The 15,843-nt window shown below is 62.2% G+C and carries 8 protein-coding genes and 1 rRNA gene; 8 read left to right on the top strand and 1 reads right to left on the bottom strand.

Annotated features, from left to right (window positions below; all coding sequences use genetic code 11):
* Positions 1-84 precede the first annotated feature (84 nt).
* Complete coding sequence (locus tag BM186_RS16690; RefSeq protein WP_074916739.1) at positions 85-1,764, top strand: methyl-accepting chemotaxis protein; 1,680 nt, start codon at positions 85-87, stop codon at positions 1,762-1,764.
* A gap of 205 nt (positions 1,765-1,969) precedes the next feature.
* Here BM186_RS16690 and BM186_RS16695 read toward each other — a convergent pair whose 3' ends face one another.
* The gene (locus BM186_RS16695) at positions 1,970-2,890 is read right to left on the bottom strand and encodes a LysR family transcriptional regulator (protein ID WP_074916741.1); all 921 of its coding nucleotides are present in this window, start codon (positions 2,888-2,890) and stop codon (positions 1,970-1,972) included.
* A 168-nt stretch (positions 2,891-3,058) separates the two neighbouring features.
* Between BM186_RS16695 and BM186_RS16700 the strand changes: the two genes are divergently transcribed.
* From BM186_RS16700 to BM186_RS16730, 7 genes are all read left to right on the top strand, one after another.
* Entirely contained in the window at positions 3,059-4,192 is a 1,134-nt protein-coding gene (locus BM186_RS16700; protein WP_074916743.1) for a Gfo/Idh/MocA family protein, read from the top strand.
* 72 nt (positions 4,193-4,264) lie between these two features.
* A complete protein-coding gene (locus BM186_RS16705) occupies positions 4,265-5,149 on the top strand; it encodes an SDR family NAD(P)-dependent oxidoreductase (protein WP_206602779.1) in 885 nt (294 codons plus the stop codon).
* 361 nt (positions 5,150-5,510) lie between these two features.
* Positions 5,511-5,834 (top strand): ComEA family DNA-binding protein, encoded by a 324-nt coding sequence (locus tag BM186_RS16710; RefSeq protein ID WP_064495463.1) that lies wholly within the window; start codon positions 5,511-5,513, stop codon positions 5,832-5,834.
* A 161-nt stretch (positions 5,835-5,995) separates the two neighbouring features.
* Positions 5,996-9,409, top strand: a complete 3,414-nt coding sequence (gene recC, locus BM186_RS16715; protein ID WP_074916745.1) for an exodeoxyribonuclease V subunit gamma — start codon at positions 5,996-5,998, stop codon at positions 9,407-9,409.
* Positions 9,406-13,035, top strand: coding sequence for an exodeoxyribonuclease V subunit beta (gene recB / locus BM186_RS16720; protein ID WP_074916747.1), 3,630 nt, complete (start codon positions 9,406-9,408; stop codon positions 13,033-13,035). Before recC ends, recB begins: the two co-directional genes overlap by 4 nt.
* Positions 13,032-15,059: an exodeoxyribonuclease V subunit alpha gene (recD, locus tag BM186_RS16725; RefSeq protein ID WP_074916749.1), complete on the top strand. Its 2,028-nt coding sequence runs from the start codon at positions 13,032-13,034 to the stop codon at positions 15,057-15,059. The genes recB and recD overlap by 4 nt, the downstream gene beginning before the upstream one ends.
* 582 nt (positions 15,060-15,641) lie before the next feature.
* Positions 15,642-15,843 (top strand): 16S ribosomal RNA (locus tag BM186_RS16730); the annotation flags it as partial.

Below are 15,843 nucleotides of genomic sequence, written 5' to 3' on the forward strand. Positions count from 1 at the left end.
GACGATTTTCCAATTGGCGCTCATAAGGTTTTACGTTATCTAGCCGCTATGTAGGTGGGCGCTAATAACAAGGAATTCCCCCCCATGCGTTTCTCCATTCGTACCAAAATTCTCTTGCTGAGCGTGATTCCCGTGTTGCTGTTGGTTGCGTTGCTCAGCGGCCTGACCGTCGCCATCCTGAACAAGCTGGCAGATGAGCAGACGGAGGCGGCTCGTGAGCGTATGCACGAAGACCGTCGCGCGGTGCTGGCGAACTACGTGCAGATCGCCAACGCGGCGATTGCAGGCATTTATCAGGCTTCGGCACCGGGTGACATGCGCGCGCGCGACGAAGCTGTAGCGCTGCTGAAACGGATGAACTTCGCCAAGGAAGATTACTTCTGGGGTTACGACTCGCATAGCGTGCGGGTTTTCTGGTCGGACAAGGATGTGCGCATCGGTGAGAGTTTTCGCGATTTTCGTGACGCCAACGGACTGTATGTGATCAACGAGCTGGTGCGGGTTGCCAGGGACGGGACGCATTTTCTTGAGTATGCCTTCCCGGTACCCGGCCGCGACGAGCCGGTGCCGAAGATCGGCTATGCGCATTATCTGGAGAAGTGGGATCTGGTCATAGGTACGGCCGTGAACCTGGACGATATCGAGTTGCAGGTTCAAGCGTTCGAAGGGCAAATGCACCAGCGCATCAGTTCGCTGGTCATCGATATGCTTGGGCTGGCCTTGATGCTGCTGATCGTCATCGTGGCGCTGGCGGTCTGGTTGGCTGGCGGTTTCGTGCGCCCGCTGCAACAGATCAAAGCCAACCTCGACGATATCGCCGCAGGTGAGGGCGACTTGACCCGGCGATTACCCGTTACCACCCAGGACGAGCTGGGGCAACTGGCCGGTTCCTTCAATCGCTTTGTCGAGAAGATCCACGACCTGGTAAGGCAGATCGCCGAAATGACCGGGCAACTGACTAGTCTGGTAGACCAGGTGGCGGAGCAAGCGCAGCGTTCCGAACAGGCCATGGGGCAGCAGCGCCACGAAACCGATCAGGTGGCCACGGCGATCAACGAAATGTCTGCCGCCGCTCACGAAGTCGCCAAGAGCGCGCAGAACGCCGCCGAAGCCGCGCAGCAGACCGACCGCGAAGGGCAGGCGGCGAAGAGTGTGGTCGATGGCAGCATCCAGCGTATTCACTCGCTGGTCGAGGACATCCGCAGCAGCGGCGTATCGCTCGACAACCTGCAGCAGGACGTGCTGTCCATCGTCAGCGTGCTCGATGTGATTCGCTCCATCGCCGAACAGACCAACCTGCTGGCGCTCAATGCCGCCATCGAAGCCGCGCGTGCCGGTGAGGCCGGGCGCGGTTTCGCCGTGGTCGCCGATGAGGTGCGTGCACTGGCCAGCCGCACCCAGCAGAGCACCCAGGAAATCCAGGGCATGATCGACCGTCTGCAGCAGGGCACCCAGCAGTCGGTGACCTCGATGCGCCGCTCCAGCGATGCCGGTGAGCTGACCAGCGAACAGGCCAACAAGGCCGGAGAGTCGCTCGATGCCATTGCTCAGCTGATCGCCACCATCAATGCGATGAACGCGCAGATCGCCAGCGCCGCCGAGGAGCAGACGGCAGTGGCCGAGGAGATCAATCGCAGCGTGCATCAGATCGCCGTTGCCGTGGACAGTGTGGCCGGCGAGGCCGAGCAGGGCGCTCAGGCTGCGCGTAGTCTGTCGAGCGTAGGTGATCGCCTTCGTTCCCTGGTGCAACAGTTCCGTATCTAGCCAGGTCGATGCTTGGGCCTATGGGCGGGGCTTAACCCAGTTCCATCGGCCGCCCGTTGGCGGAGAGGAGGTTGGCACCGGGATTGGCTGCGGTGATCTTTATGCTGCTGTATGGATGTTCCGCGGCTCAGCCGGCTGTGAGTCGAACCGCTCCGATCAATAGTCCAGATAGATGGCCGGCATCGCTCTTGGCGAAATCAGCGTTCTAACGGCGTGGAACCTGCTCTCGTTTCTCTACCAGGAAGTCGATCAATGCACGCATCTTGGCGGGCATTTGTTCTCGTGAGGATACGTACAGGCAGAAGGCAGCATGGTGGTGGGTCCAGTCGTGCAGAACGCGCACCAGGCGACCCTCTGCCAGTGGTCGCTGAATGGCAATGTCGACGATCTGCATCAGCCCAAGCCCCTGAAGGGCTGCCCGAGTCATGCAGCCATCGTCGTTGACGGTTAGGCTTCCGGTTACCGCTTGGGTGAAGTGGCGTCCGTTCTTGCCGGGTTCGGTGAAGTCCCAGTCATGCAATGCACCGCTGCCCGCGAACCGATAGTTGATGCAGTTGTGCGCGGCCAGATCCGATGGTGTCTTCGGGGTGCCATGCCGTTCGAGATAGGCCGGGGACGCCACGACCGCCATGGACAGAGGCGGGCTGATCGGTACGGCGACCACATGCTCAGCCAGCGCCTGCCCCAGTCGTATGCCTGCGTCACAACCGTCAGCGATGATATTCGACAGACCATCTGCCATGACCAGCTCGAGTGTCACCTTCGGAAAGCGCGCGTAAAACTCTGTCAGATGCGGTTCGATCAGGGCCTTGGCGGCCAGGCGTGATGTGTTGATCCGGATCAGGCCGGAGGGTACCCCTAGCGCGTCACCAAGATTACGAATGGCAGATTCGATCTCGCCAAGACTGGGCCGCAGGGTGTCGAATAATTGCTGTCCCGCTTCGGTCAGGGACATGTGTCGTGTGGTGCGGTTTATCAACCTCACCCCTAGCTCCTGCTCCAAAGCCTTGAGGTTTTGCGATAGCGCCGCGCGTGAAACCCCCATGGCCTCTGCTGCACGCGAAAAGCTGCGGTGCTGGGCTATGTGGGTAAACCACGCAAGCGAGGGGAGCAGTGATGGAGTCATGTGCACATTGTAAATAAATACTTAACACTGATGTGGGTTTCTGAACCTTTTTCACGATCAATCGTCGGCGTAACGTCATTTCCATCGAGCAAGCAGCTGCGTACATCAACGTGCGCCGACGTGTACCGCTCACGTCTCCATCTCTCTTCTCACTGGAAGGAACATGCCATGACAAACACGCCTCTGCGCATTGGCATCATCGGCGCTGATATTCGGGCCAGTTGGGCCGGCGCCTCCCACATTCCCGCCATCGAGGCGCAACCAGGACTGAAACTTGCGGCTGTCGCTACCCGCAAGGAAGAAAGTGCCAAGGCGGCCGCCAATGCCTTCGGTGCCGAACGCTGGTACGCGAACCCGTACGATCTCATCTGCGACGACAGCATCGATATTGTCACCGTTGCGGTGAAAGTGCCGGCGCATAGGGACCTGGTTCTGGCAGCTCTGAAGGCTGGCAAAGCCGTGTATTGCGAAGCCCCGCTGGGCGCGACGCTGGTGGAGACTGAAGAAATGGCCGCTGCCACGGGATCGCTGCATACCGCGATCGGACTGCAGGGTCGGTTGAACCCTTCTGTAAGGCGCGCCATCGAGATTATCGCGTCGGGCAAGCTCGGAACATTGCTGTCGGCGGACGTGAAAGCCACCACATTCGGCTACGGCCCGACCACGCTTAGCAACTACGACTATTTCAACAAGGCCGCATCCGGGGCGAGCTTTCTGACAACCACGGTCGCGCATGTGCTCGACGTGGTCGAGGCCGTGCTGGGCCCCATCACTGAGGTCGATGCGCGGACAAAACTCATCTGGCCGACCGTCAGTGTGGTCGATACCGGCGAAACATCTCACCGTGAAATTGCCGATCACCTGGACCTGATCGCCGAAACGAGCCAGGGCGCTTCTGTGTCCGTGCAGGTCCTCGCAGGCATTGAAAGCGACCCGCAATTCGTGATGGAGGTCCGCGGATCGAAAGGCACGCTCATGCTGCGCGGCCATCACCTGGCAGGCGTCCAGGTTGGGGACCTGACTCTCTCGGCAAGTGTGCCGTTTGCATTGCCCGACATCCCCGTCGCAACGGGGAACGGCCTGACGGCCGACGAGTTTTGGGCTGGCGCAGCAATCAATGTGGGCGAGGTTTACGCAAGCCTTGCACGCGACCTCAGGATAGGCACGTACCACACCCCGGGGTTTGCCCACGCATTGCACAGCAGCCAACTGATCGCAGCGGTCGAGCGTGCCGCCGTGACGGGGCAAAGACAGCTGGTCCCGAACGCCCTGTGCTTAAAGCGTGCGGCAGCAGTTCGATAACGACCCTATCTTGCGCTCCTATTCGGCAACAGACGATCAACCGACGAAACGACCACAAGCGAGGAAACTTTCATGAGCGAGATCCCCCTGACCAGTATCAGTAGACGCAGCATGTTGATGACGGCAGCAGCAGGCGTTGCCGCCGCCACGCTCCCCAGCTTAGCTGCGGCTGCGAAACAAACCGATATTGCCGGAGAGCAGAATGACGCTGCACGAACAGCGGAACTGCAAGGCAAGCGCGCCTTGGTCACGGGCGCCTCGCGCGGGATCGGTGCAGGTATTGCTCTCGCTCTGGCTGACAGAGGCGCCGATGTCGCGATCACCTTTTTGAACTCGCCAGAGCGTGCCGCCGAAGTGGTTCGCATGATCGAGGCCAAAGGTCGGCGTGCCGTCGCCATTCGAGCCGACAGTGCGGACCCTGCTGCGGTACGGCGGTCGATCGAAGAGACGATCGGCGGTCTTGGTGGGCTGGATGTTCTTGTCAACAACGTGGGCATCTCCAGAGACGGCACATTTGCGGAGATGAGCCTCGAAGACATCGATGCGCTGCTACACGTAAACACACGAGCCGCCGTGCTCGCTTCCCAGGCAGCCCTGCCTCATCTGAAGCGGGGCGCGCGCATCATCACTATTGGCTCCTGCGTTGCCGAACGCGTGCCTTTTCCCGGGTTGACCGTGTACTCGATGACGAAGTCCGCAATGCTGGCATTGACGCGAGGGCTTGCCCGCGATCTTGGCCCACAGGGGATCACTGTCAACCTGGTACAACCTGGGCCGATCGACACCGACCAGAATCCAGCGAATGGCCCCTGGGCGGACATCAATCGACAGTTCACCGCACTGGGACGCTATGGCACGCCAGCTGATATCGCCGCCGCCGTCACCTTCCTGGCGAGTCCGGCCGCCAGCTTCATGACTGGGTCTGTAATCACAGTGGATGCGGGCTTCAATGCGTAAAGAGATGAGGGGCGGCAGGAGTCGAATCACCGCCGCCCCCGTTTCGGCTGGTATTGATAATGAAATCGGCGAGTAGGCCACGTGAGCGAGGACTTGAGGGTTTTGAGCTGGGTGGAAACTCATTTTTGGCGTGCGGTACCAAGTGCTGGAGCGATGAGCTCCAGAGCATCGAGGGTGTGCCCATTGGACTCGAACACGCTCAAGCGGACTGTGCCGCCATCAGCTCGCTCCAGTCATCCATCCGCATGTTCAGATTAGAAAAGCTGGAGCTGCCCACCACGATTTGACAGTGAGGAAATAGCGTCTAGGTTGAAGATCGAGCCTAACGTGCTCGTCTTACTCACTTACAAGGAACGTTAAAATGATGAAAATCTACCTTTCCTCCGTGCTATTCGCCGTTCTCACCTCCCTCTCCCTCGCTGCTTCGGCAGTAGAAACCTCGAAGACCGAACCAGCCAAGCCGGCCTCTGTGCAGGTTGCCCAGGCGGTCACCGTCAATCTGAATACCGCTGATGCCGAGACTCTCCAGCGCGAGTTGGCGGGTATCGGAGCAACCAAGGCGCAGGCAATCGTGGCTTATCGTGAGGTTCACGGTAACTTCGCTTCGGTTGACGAGTTGCTTGAGGTCAAAGGTATCGGTGAGGCGACTCTGGATAAGAATCGCGACAAACTCATGGTTGATTGACGCCTGTAGCTGTCGTTACCACCAAGGCCGGTCGTTGACCGGCCTTTTCGTTTTGGGTCGGTCTCAAATGCTTCAGGTCGCTTGTGACATAGCCGTTGATGACGCACCTTGTCGTCAAATGCTGGCAAACTTGCGCTTCGATTTTCGACAGGAGTCAGTCGATGCCCGCCAGCCCGGAGCTGTCCCCCGGCCTTATCGTCATTCACGGCAATCACCTCGAAGAGCTGCGTGCGCTGGCGGTGCAGTGGATGCGGCGCTATCCATTGCGGCCGCTGGAGAATGAGGTACTGCTGGTGCAGAGCAACGGCATCGCCCAGTGGCTCAAGCTGGCGTTGGCCGAGCGTGACGGCTGTGGCATCGCGGCGGCGCTGGACGTTGACCTGCCGGCGCGCTTTCTCTGGCAGGCGTACCGCAACGTCTTAGGCAAGGACGCGATTCCACAGCAGTCGCCCCTGGATAAGGCGCCGCTGACCTGGCGCCTGATGCGCCTGTTGCCGGGCCTGCTGGCCGAGGAGGCGTTTGCGCCCTTGCGCCGCTTTCTCGCCGATGATCAGGATCTGCGCAAGCGCCACCAACTGGCCGAGCGCCTGGCCGATCTGTTCGACCAGTACCAGGTCTACCGCGCCGACTGGCTGGCTGACTGGGCGGCGGGGCAGGATCGCCTGCGTACCTCGCGCGGCGGCGAAAGGGTGCTGGAGGGCGACTCCCGTTGGCAACCCGCGCTGTGGCGCGCCTTGCTCGCGGACGTTGGCGAGCAGCATCTGGCCGAGAGCCGCGCCGGCGTGCATCCGCGTTTCGTCGCTCGAATGGGCGAACTGGATGCAGCGCCGCCCGGACTGCCGCGGCGCATCACCGTTTTCGGAATCTCTTCGTTGCCGGCCCAGGTGCTGGAAGCGCTGGCGGCCATGGCGCGTTTCAGCCAGGTCATGCTCTACGTGCACAACCCCTGTCAGCACCACTGGGGCGATATCGTCGAAGACAAGGATCTGCTGCGCCACGAATACCGCCGTCAGCAGCGCAAGGGCAAACCAAGCGCCCAGATCGGTCTGTTCGAGCAGGAGGACATGCACCAGCACGGGCAGCCGCTGCTCGCTGCCTGGGGCAAGCAGGGGCGCGACTATATCAACCTGCTGGATCAGTACGACGAGCCGCAGCGTTACCGCGAGCAGTTCGACCGTATCGACCTGTTCAGCCCGGCCAGTGAGGACAGCCTGCTCGGCCAGTTGCAGAACGACATCCTCGACCTGCGCCCGCTGGCGGAAACACGCAGCACCTGGCCACCCGTCGACCCCGCCAAAGATCATTCGCTGCGCTTTCATATCGCCCACAGTGCTCAGCGCGAAGTGGAAATTCTCCACGATCAGCTGCTGGCCAGTTTCAGCGAGGACGCCACGCTAAGGCCGCGCGACGTGATCGTCATGGTGCCGGACGTCAATGCCTACGCACCGCATATCCAGGCCGTATTCGGCCAGTTCGCCAGCGACGACCCGCGCTTCATTCCATTCACCCTGGCCGACCAGGGGCTGCGCGGCAAGGAGCCGATGATCATCGCGCTGGAACACTTGTTGCGCCTGCCGGACAGCCGCTTCAGCGTCAGTGAAGTTCTCGATCTGTTGGATGTCGCCGCGTTGCGTCAGCGCTTCGCCATCGCCGAGGATCAGCTGCCTACGTTGCGCCGCTGGTTGGAGGGCGCCGGTGTGCGCTGGGGGCTGGATTCGAGCCAGCGGCAGTCGCTGGGCCTGGGCGAGAACCTGGAGCAGAACACCTGGCGCTTCGGCCTGCGGCGCATGCTGCTGGGCTACGCAGTGGGTTCGGGCGACGCCTTCGCCGGCATCGAGCCGTACGACGAGATTGGCGGGCTCGATGCTGCGCTGATCGGCCCGGTGACGCATCTGTTGGAAAGCCTCGACCGGCATCTGCAGCAGCTGCGCGAGCCGGTCACGCCGGTTCAGTGGGGCGAACGCCTGCGCAGTTTGCTCGACGACTTCTTTCAGCCGCAGAACGACCGTGAAGAGGTACTGACGACCCAACTGTTCGATGCACTGGATGCCTGGCTGGAGCTGTGCGAGGCCGCGACGCTGGAAGAAGCGCTGACCCTTCCGGTGTTGCGCGAAGCCTGGCTGGGCGGGCTCGATCAGGGAAGGCTGAGCCAGCGTTTTCTCGCCGGTGCGGTGAATTTCTGCACCCTGATGCCGATGCGCGCGATCCCGTTCCGCCAGGTCTGCCTGCTGGGCATGAACGATGGCGACTATCCGCGCAGTCAGGCGCCGCTGGATTTCGACCTGATGGCTGGCGACTACCGCCCCGGTGACCGTTCGCGTCGTGAGGATGACCGCTATCTGCTGCTGGAAGCCTTGTTGGCAGCGCGCGATCGCCTCTATATCAGCTGGGTAGGGCGCAGCATTCGCGACAACAGCGAGCGACCGCCGTCCGTGCTGGTCGGCCAACTGCGCGACCATCTGTCCAGTGCCTGGACGCTGGCCGGTGGCGGCGACCTGCTGCACGGCCTGACCACCGAACATCCCTTGCAGCCGTTCAGTCGCCGCTACTTCGATGGTCAGGCGCAGTTGTTCAGTTATGCCCACGAATGGGCCGCGCTGTATGGCCAGGCCGCGGTGGGCGAGAGCACGGTGCCACTGCCGGCCTGGGAGGACGGACAGCAGCTCACGCCTGAGCTGTTGCAGTCCTTCCTGCGTGATCCGGTGAAATGCTTCTTCACCCGTCGCCTCAAGGTGTTTCTCGACGAAGAGGAGCAGGCGCAGCTCGACAGCGAGCCATTTGCCCTCGACGGCCTGCAGCGCTACCAGCTGCAGGAAACCTTGCTCAAGGCGGCGGTCGCAGACGAGGGGGATAGTGAAGATGCGCTGAGGGCGGCAGCTGATCGTCTGCAACGTAGCGGTGTGCTGCCGCTGGCCGGTTTCGGCGAGCAGTATCGCAACGCCTTGCTGGAGCCTTTGCCGGCGCAATTGCGGCGTTATCAGGGGCTCTGCCTGTGCTGGCCGAACCTGGTGGAGTCGCCGCTGCGCCTGTTGTTCAGCGCAGCCGGTGTTGAACTCGATGGCTGGCTCGCCGGACTGCGGCAGAAGGCCGATGGCAGTCTGGCGCGCCTGGAGCTGCTGCCGGGCGCACTGCACAAGGACAAGAGCTGGAAGTGGCATCGCTTGCTGCGGCCCTATGCGCTGCACGTCATAGCCGCGGCCTGCGGTGTGCCGCTGACCACCTTGTTGGTCGGCGAGGATCGCAGCCTGGCGTTCGAACCTGTACCGGCCGAGCATGCCGCGCGCGTTCTGACTACTTGGCTGGAAGCCTGGAACGCCGGCATGCAGACGCCTCTGCCGGTCGCCCTGAGAACCTCGCTGGCCTGGCTGCAGGACAGCAACGAGGACAAGGCTCGTAGCGTATACGAGGGCAGCTACAACCTCTCCGGTGAAGTCCAGGGCAGTGCCAGCCTGGCGAGGCAGTTCCCGGACTACACCGTACTCACCGCCGATGGTCAGTTTCCGGCATGGAGCGAACGGCTCTACCAGCCGCTGCTTGATAGCAACCCCCAGGCGCTTGAGGAGGACGCAGCATGAACCAACAGCGCCCTCTGGCCTTGACGTTTCCCCTGCACGGCAGCCGCTTGATCGAGGCCAGCGCCGGCACGGGCAAGACCTTCACCATTTCTGCACTCTACCTGCGGCTGATTCTCGGCCATGGTGGCGGCGCCGCGTTTCGCGAGCCCCTGCTGCCGCCGCAGATTCTGGTGGTGACCTTCACCGACGCGGCCACCCGCGAATTGCGCGACCGGATTCGCGCGCGCCTGGTCGAAGCCGCGACCGTATTTCGTGGCGATGCCCAAGGCGATGACCTGCTGCGCGAGCTGCGCAGTGATTTCACGCAAACGCAGTGGGACGAATGTGCCCGCCGCCTTGAGCTGGCGGCGCAGTGGATGGACGAGGCTGCGGTGTCCACCATCCACGGCTGGTGCCAACGCATGCTGCGCGAGCATGCCTTCGACAGCGGCAGCCTGTTCAGCCAGACCCTGGAAACTGACCACAGCGAGCTACTGGCCGAGGTGGTGCGCGACTACTGGCGTCAACACTGCTATCCGTTGCAGGGCGCGGCGTTGCAATGGGTGGCAAGTGTCTGGGGAGCCCCCGTCGGCCTGGGCGCCAGGCTGCGTCCTCTGCTGGGAGAGGGCAGTGAAGGCACGACGCAAGCGCTGGGCGAACTGCTCAATGGTGCGCTGCTGCAGCGCGAGCAGGCATTGGCCGAACTCAAGTCGCCCTGGCTGGCCTGGGCCGATGAGCTGCAGCTATTGCTGGATGCGGCGGTGGCGGCCAAGCAGGTGGACGGCAAGAAAATCCAGGCGCGCTTTTACAACCCCTGGCTGGCCAAGTTACGCGAGTGGGCTGGCGGCGAAGAGTCGCGTCTCGACCTGGGTACCGGCTTCACCCGCCTGACCCCCGAAGGCCTGGCCGAAGCCTGGAAGGGCGAAGCGCCTGATCATCCCGCGCTGCACGCCATGGCTTTGCTCAAGGCGCAACTCGATGCGCTGCCTGATCCCGCTGATGCGGCTTTGCGCCACGCGGCGGCCTGGGTTCGCCAGCGCTTCGATTGGGAGAAACGCCAGCGCGCGGAGATGGGCTTCGATGACATGCTTGTGCGCCTGGACACTGCCCTGCAAGGCAGCAACGGCCCGCGCCTGGCCGAAGTGATCCGCCGCCAGTTTCCGGTGGCGATGATCGACGAGTTCCAGGACACCGACCCGCTGCAGTACCGCATCTTCGATACGCTCTACGAAGTCGAGGTTAATCGCGACGACTGTGGCCTGTTCATGATCGGCGATCCCAAGCAGGCCATCTATTCCTTCCGCGGCGCTGACATTCATACCTACCTGCGCGCGCGCCGGGCGACGTTGGGTCGGCACTACAATCTGGAGAAGAACTTCCGCTCCAGTCAGGCCATGGTCGATGCCGTCAACGGCGTGTTCCTGCGGTCCGAGCAGCGTGACGGCGGCGAGGGGGCGTTTCTGCTGCGCGATGATCTGCCTTTTATCGAGGTGGGCGCGCAGGGTCGAGGCGAAGTCTGGAGCGTCGAGGGGCAGGCGCAACCCGCCCTGATGCTGTGGCATCTGGAGAGTGACGAGCCAGTTGCCAAGGGTGCCTATCTGGATGCCATGGCGGTCGGTGCGGCCAGCGAGATCGTGCGTCTGCTGGATCTTGGCCAGCGCGGACAGGCAGGTTTCATCAAGGACGAGGTACTGAATACTCTGCGCCCCAACGATATCGCCGTGTTGGTGCGTGATTTCAACGAGGCGCAGGCCATTCGCGGCGAGCTGGCTGCGCGCGGCGTGCGCAGCGTCTATCTCTCCGACAAGGATTCGGTGTTCGCCGCCCAGGAGGCACGCGATCTGTTGCTGTGGCTGCGTGCCTGCGCCGAGCCGGATCAGGATCGCCCGCTGCGTGCGGCGCTGGCCAGTGCGACGCTGGGGCTGGCGCTGAGCGAACTGGAGCAACTCAACCTCGACGAGCGCACCTGGGAACGCCGGGTCATGCAGTTTCGCGACTACCGCCAGCGCTGGCAGCGCCAGGGTGTGCTGCCGATGCTGCGCCAGTTGCTGCAGGACTTCGACCTGCCGCAGCGGTTGATGGGACGTGACGATGGCGAGCGGGTATTGACCAACCTGTTGCATCTGGCCGAGCTGCTGCAACAGGCCGCCGCTGAACTCGACGGCGAACTGGCGCTGATTCGTCACCTCGGCGAGCTACTGGCCGGTGAGGGACAGGCTGCCGATGAGCAGGTGCTGCGCCTGGAGAGCGACGAGGCGCTGGTGCGCGTGGTGACCATCCATAAATCCAAGGGGCTGGAGTACCCCCTGGTGTTCCTGCCGTTTATCTGCGCCTTCCGTCCGGTAGATGACAAGAAACCGCTGCAGATTCATGACGGCGAGCGCCGCCGCCTGGTGCTCAAGGCCGATGGCGACAGCCTGGAGCGCGCCGAGCGCGAGCGTCTGGGTGAAGATCTGCGTCTGCTCTACGTGGCGTTGACCCGTGCCCGGCATGCCTGCTGGCTGGGCGTGGCGGATCTGAAGATCGGCAACGGCAAGAAGTCGCGCCTGCATGAGTCGGCCCTGGGCTATCTGCTAGGTGGCGGCGAGCCTCTGATGGCTAGTGCCGGGCTTGCTGATTGGCTCGCGCCATTTGTCGACGGGCTCGAAAGTGCAGTGGCGCCGGTTCCGCCGGCCAGCGAGCAGCGCTACCGCATGCTTGAGGAGCGGCAGTTCGAGCCGAGCTGGCGCACGCCGGCGCGGCGCGCTGCCGAGCACTGGTGGATCGCCTCTTACAGTGCACTGCGTCTGGACGAGGACGCACCCAGTCAGGTCAGTCGTCATGAAGACACCGCGCCCGACAGCCCGGCGATGCAGAACGCCATCGACGATGAGGATCCGCTGCAGGCCCTGCCGCCGCTGCCGGCATCCGCTCAGGGGCTGCATCGCTTCCCGCGTGGGCCGAATCCCGGCACCTTCCTTCATGGTCTGCTGGAAATGGCGGCGCAGGAAGGCTTCGCCACCCTGGCGCAGGATCCGCCGAGGCTGCACGAGGCGCTTGCCAGGCGCTGCCAGCGTCGCGGTCTGCAAAGCTGGATCGATCCGCTACAGCACTGGCTACTTGCGCTGCTGACCCAGCCGCTCCCGTTGGATGGCACGGATACTGTCGTGCTGGCGCAACTGACACAGTATCAGCCCGAGCTGGAGTTCTGGTTCGAAGCGCGTGGGGTAGATGTCAGGTTGCTGGATCAGTGGGTGCAGCAGTGCGAGTTGCCGGGCCTCGCCAGGCAGCCACTGCGTGCCGATACCCTCAACGGCATGTTCAAGGGCTTCATCGATCTGGTATTCGAACATCAGGGGCGTTACTACGTGGCGGATTACAAGTCCAACTGGCTCGGTAGCGACGACGGTGCCTACACCCGTGAAGCGATGGAGTTCGCCATCGCCAGCCACCGCTATGACCTGCAATACGTGCTCTATGTGCTGGCGCTGCATCGTCAGCTGCGTCTGCGCTTACCGGATTACGACTACGACCGGCATTTGGGCGGCGCGCTGTACCTGTTCCTGCGTGCGCCGCAGCAAGGCGCCTACCTGGCGCGACCGCCGCGCGAGTTGATCGAACGCCTGGATGTGCTGTTCATGGGCGAAGCAGAGGAGGGCGCAGCATGAGTGCGACGCTTGCGCCGGCGCTGCGTGATCGCGCCGAACTCTTTGCCCTGCTTTCTACCTGGAGCGAGCGTGGCTGGCTGCGCGAGCTGGATCGCGCGCTGGCGCAATTGTTCGCCGAACTGGACCCGGACGCTTCGCCCTTGCTGCTGCTCGGCGCCGCGCTGGCTAGTCATCAGCTGGGTCAGGGACATGTGTGCCTGGACCTGGCGGCCACGCTGGTCAATCCGGATTTCACCCTGTCTCTGCCACCGGAAGGCGAGGATGCGCAAGAAGCGATGATCCTGCCGTCGCAGGTGCTGGCCGGGCTCAGCCTGGAGTCCTGGCTGGCAGCCTGTGCGGGCAGTTCACTGCTGGAGTCCGAGGGGGCGCCGTTGGTGCTCAGCGGCGCCTGTCTATATATGAGGCGCTACTGGAACTACGAGCGCCAGGTGGCTGGCGATATCGCGCGGCGTCTGCAGGCGAGCGCCGCGGCGCCGAGTGATCTGGCTGTGCGCCTGGCTTCACTCTTTCCTGATGCGCTGGTGGTGGACGGCCAGCGCCTCACCGACTGGCAGAAACTGGCTTGTGCCATGGCGGCGCAAGGGCGCTTCACCCTGATTACCGGTGGGCCGGGAACCGGTAAGACAACCACAGTGGTGCGCTTGCTGGCGCTTTTGCAGGAGGCGGCCATGGCCACTGGCGAGCCGCTGCGCCTGAGTCTGGCGGCGCCTACCGGCAAAGCGGCCGCGCGGCTGACCGAATCCATTGGCGCGCAGGTGCAGTCCCTGGCGCTGGACGAGCGAGTGCGTGAGCAGATTCCAACCCTGGTGACGACGCTGCATCGTCTGTTGGGCAGTCGTCCCGGCAGCCGTCATTTCCGTCACGATGCCGCCAATCCCTTGCCACTGGACGTGCTGGTGGTCGATGAGGCGTCGATGATCGACCTGGAGATGATGGCCAGCCTGCTGAATGCCTTGCCGGCGCATGCGCGCCTGATTCTGCTGGGCGACAAGGACCAGCTCGCGTCGGTGGAGGCCGGTGCGGTGCTGGGCGATCTCTGCCAAGAGGCGGAGAGCGGTGGTTACAGCGAGGCGACACGTGCCAGGCTGGAAAACCAGACGGGCGAACGGCTGGAAGATCCGGCGTTGGTGGCCGGTGACAAGGCTCTGGCGCAGCATATCGTCATGCTGCGTCACTCGCGTCGTTTCGGCAGTGGCTCGGGTATCGGGCGTCTGGCGCGTGCGGTGAACCTGGGCGATGCGCAGTCGGCCCGCGCGACTCTGACAACCGGTGCACATGATTTGCACGTGTTGCGTTTGTCAGGTGAGCAGGATCGTGCGCTGGAGCGACTATTAATAGAGGGGCAGGGCGGTGGCGAGCCCCGTCCGCAGGGGTATGCTCATTATCTGCAGGTGATGCAGGCTGAGCGTCCAGCTCCAGATGCTGAGTCCCAGGCCTGGGATCGTTGGGCCGGTCGCGTCCTGGCGGCGTTCGATCAGTTCCAGTTGCTCTGTGCGGTTCGTAAAGGTACATGGGGCGTGGAAACGCTTAACGAACGTATTGCTGAAGCGTTGGTAAAACGGGGCCTGCTTGAGCAGTCGCATGGCTGGTATGAAGGTCGGCCCGTGCTGGTGACGCGCAATGACTACAGCCTGGGGCTGATGAACGGCGATATCGGCATCGCGCTGCGTCTGCCCGAGCCGCCTGAGTTTCCAGGTGCGTCTTTACGTGAGGTGCTGCGCGTTGTGTTCCCGCGTAATGACGGCAGTGGCGCCTTGCGGCACATCCTGCCCAGTCGCCTGAGTGCGGTGGACACCGTGTTCGCCATGACCGTGCACAAGTCGCAGGGGTCGGAGTTCGCCCATTGCGCGCTGATCCTGCCCGACAGCCTCAATCCGGTCTTGACCAAGGAGCTGATCTATACCGGCATCACACGGGCTCGTCACTGGTTCAGCTTGGTCGAAAGCCGTGCGGGCATCTTCGAGCAGGCTGTGCAGCGGCGCGTGGCGAGACGTAGCGGCCTGCGCGAAGCGCTGGAAAAGTAAGAAAATTGAAATATAAGCTTGACGCGCATTCTGCTGGCGGTAGAATGCGCGCCACTTCAGCGATGAAGCGCTTCAAAAACTTCTTGTTAATCAATAAGTTAAGTTGAATGAAGGGTTTGCAAAGCTGGATCTGGCGTGTAGAATGCGCGCCGGTCGACAGGGCGGTGGTTTGGTCCTGTTGGTGGTTCGGTCGAATGGATCGAAAGCGGTTTGAAAGAGGTGGTTGACAGCGGTTTTGAGCGCTGTAGAATGCGCCTCCCGCTGGAGAGAAGAAGTTCTGATCGAAGGCGCAAGTGGTTGAGTAGAAAGAAGTTTCTCCGGAAACAAAATCGAAAAACAGCTTGACAGGTAGAGAGGCTGCTGTAGAATGCGCGCCTCGGTTGAGACGAAAGGCTTAACCAACTGTTCTTTAACAACTGAATCAAGCAATTCGTGTGGGTGCTTGTGAGGTAAGACTGATAGTCAACTGATTATCAGCATCACAAAGCAACACTCGTTAATTCGAGAGTTACCTTTCATTAATTTGAAAGTTTTGCGATTGCTGAGCCAAGTTTAGGGTTTTCTCAAAACCCAAGCAGTATTGAACTGAAGAGTTTGATCATGGCTCAGATTGAACGCTGGCGGCAGGCCTAACACATGCAAGTCGAGCGGATGAGAGGAGCTTGCTCCTTGATTTAGCGGCGGACGGGTGAGTAATGCCTAGGAATCTGCCTGGTAGTGGGGGATAACGTTCCGAAAGGAACGCTAATACCGCATACGTCCTACGGGAGAAAGCAGGGGACCT

Source organism: Ectopseudomonas toyotomiensis (assembly GCF_900115695.1).
Lineage (GTDB): Bacteria > Pseudomonadota > Gammaproteobacteria > Pseudomonadales > Pseudomonadaceae > Aquipseudomonas > Aquipseudomonas toyotomiensis.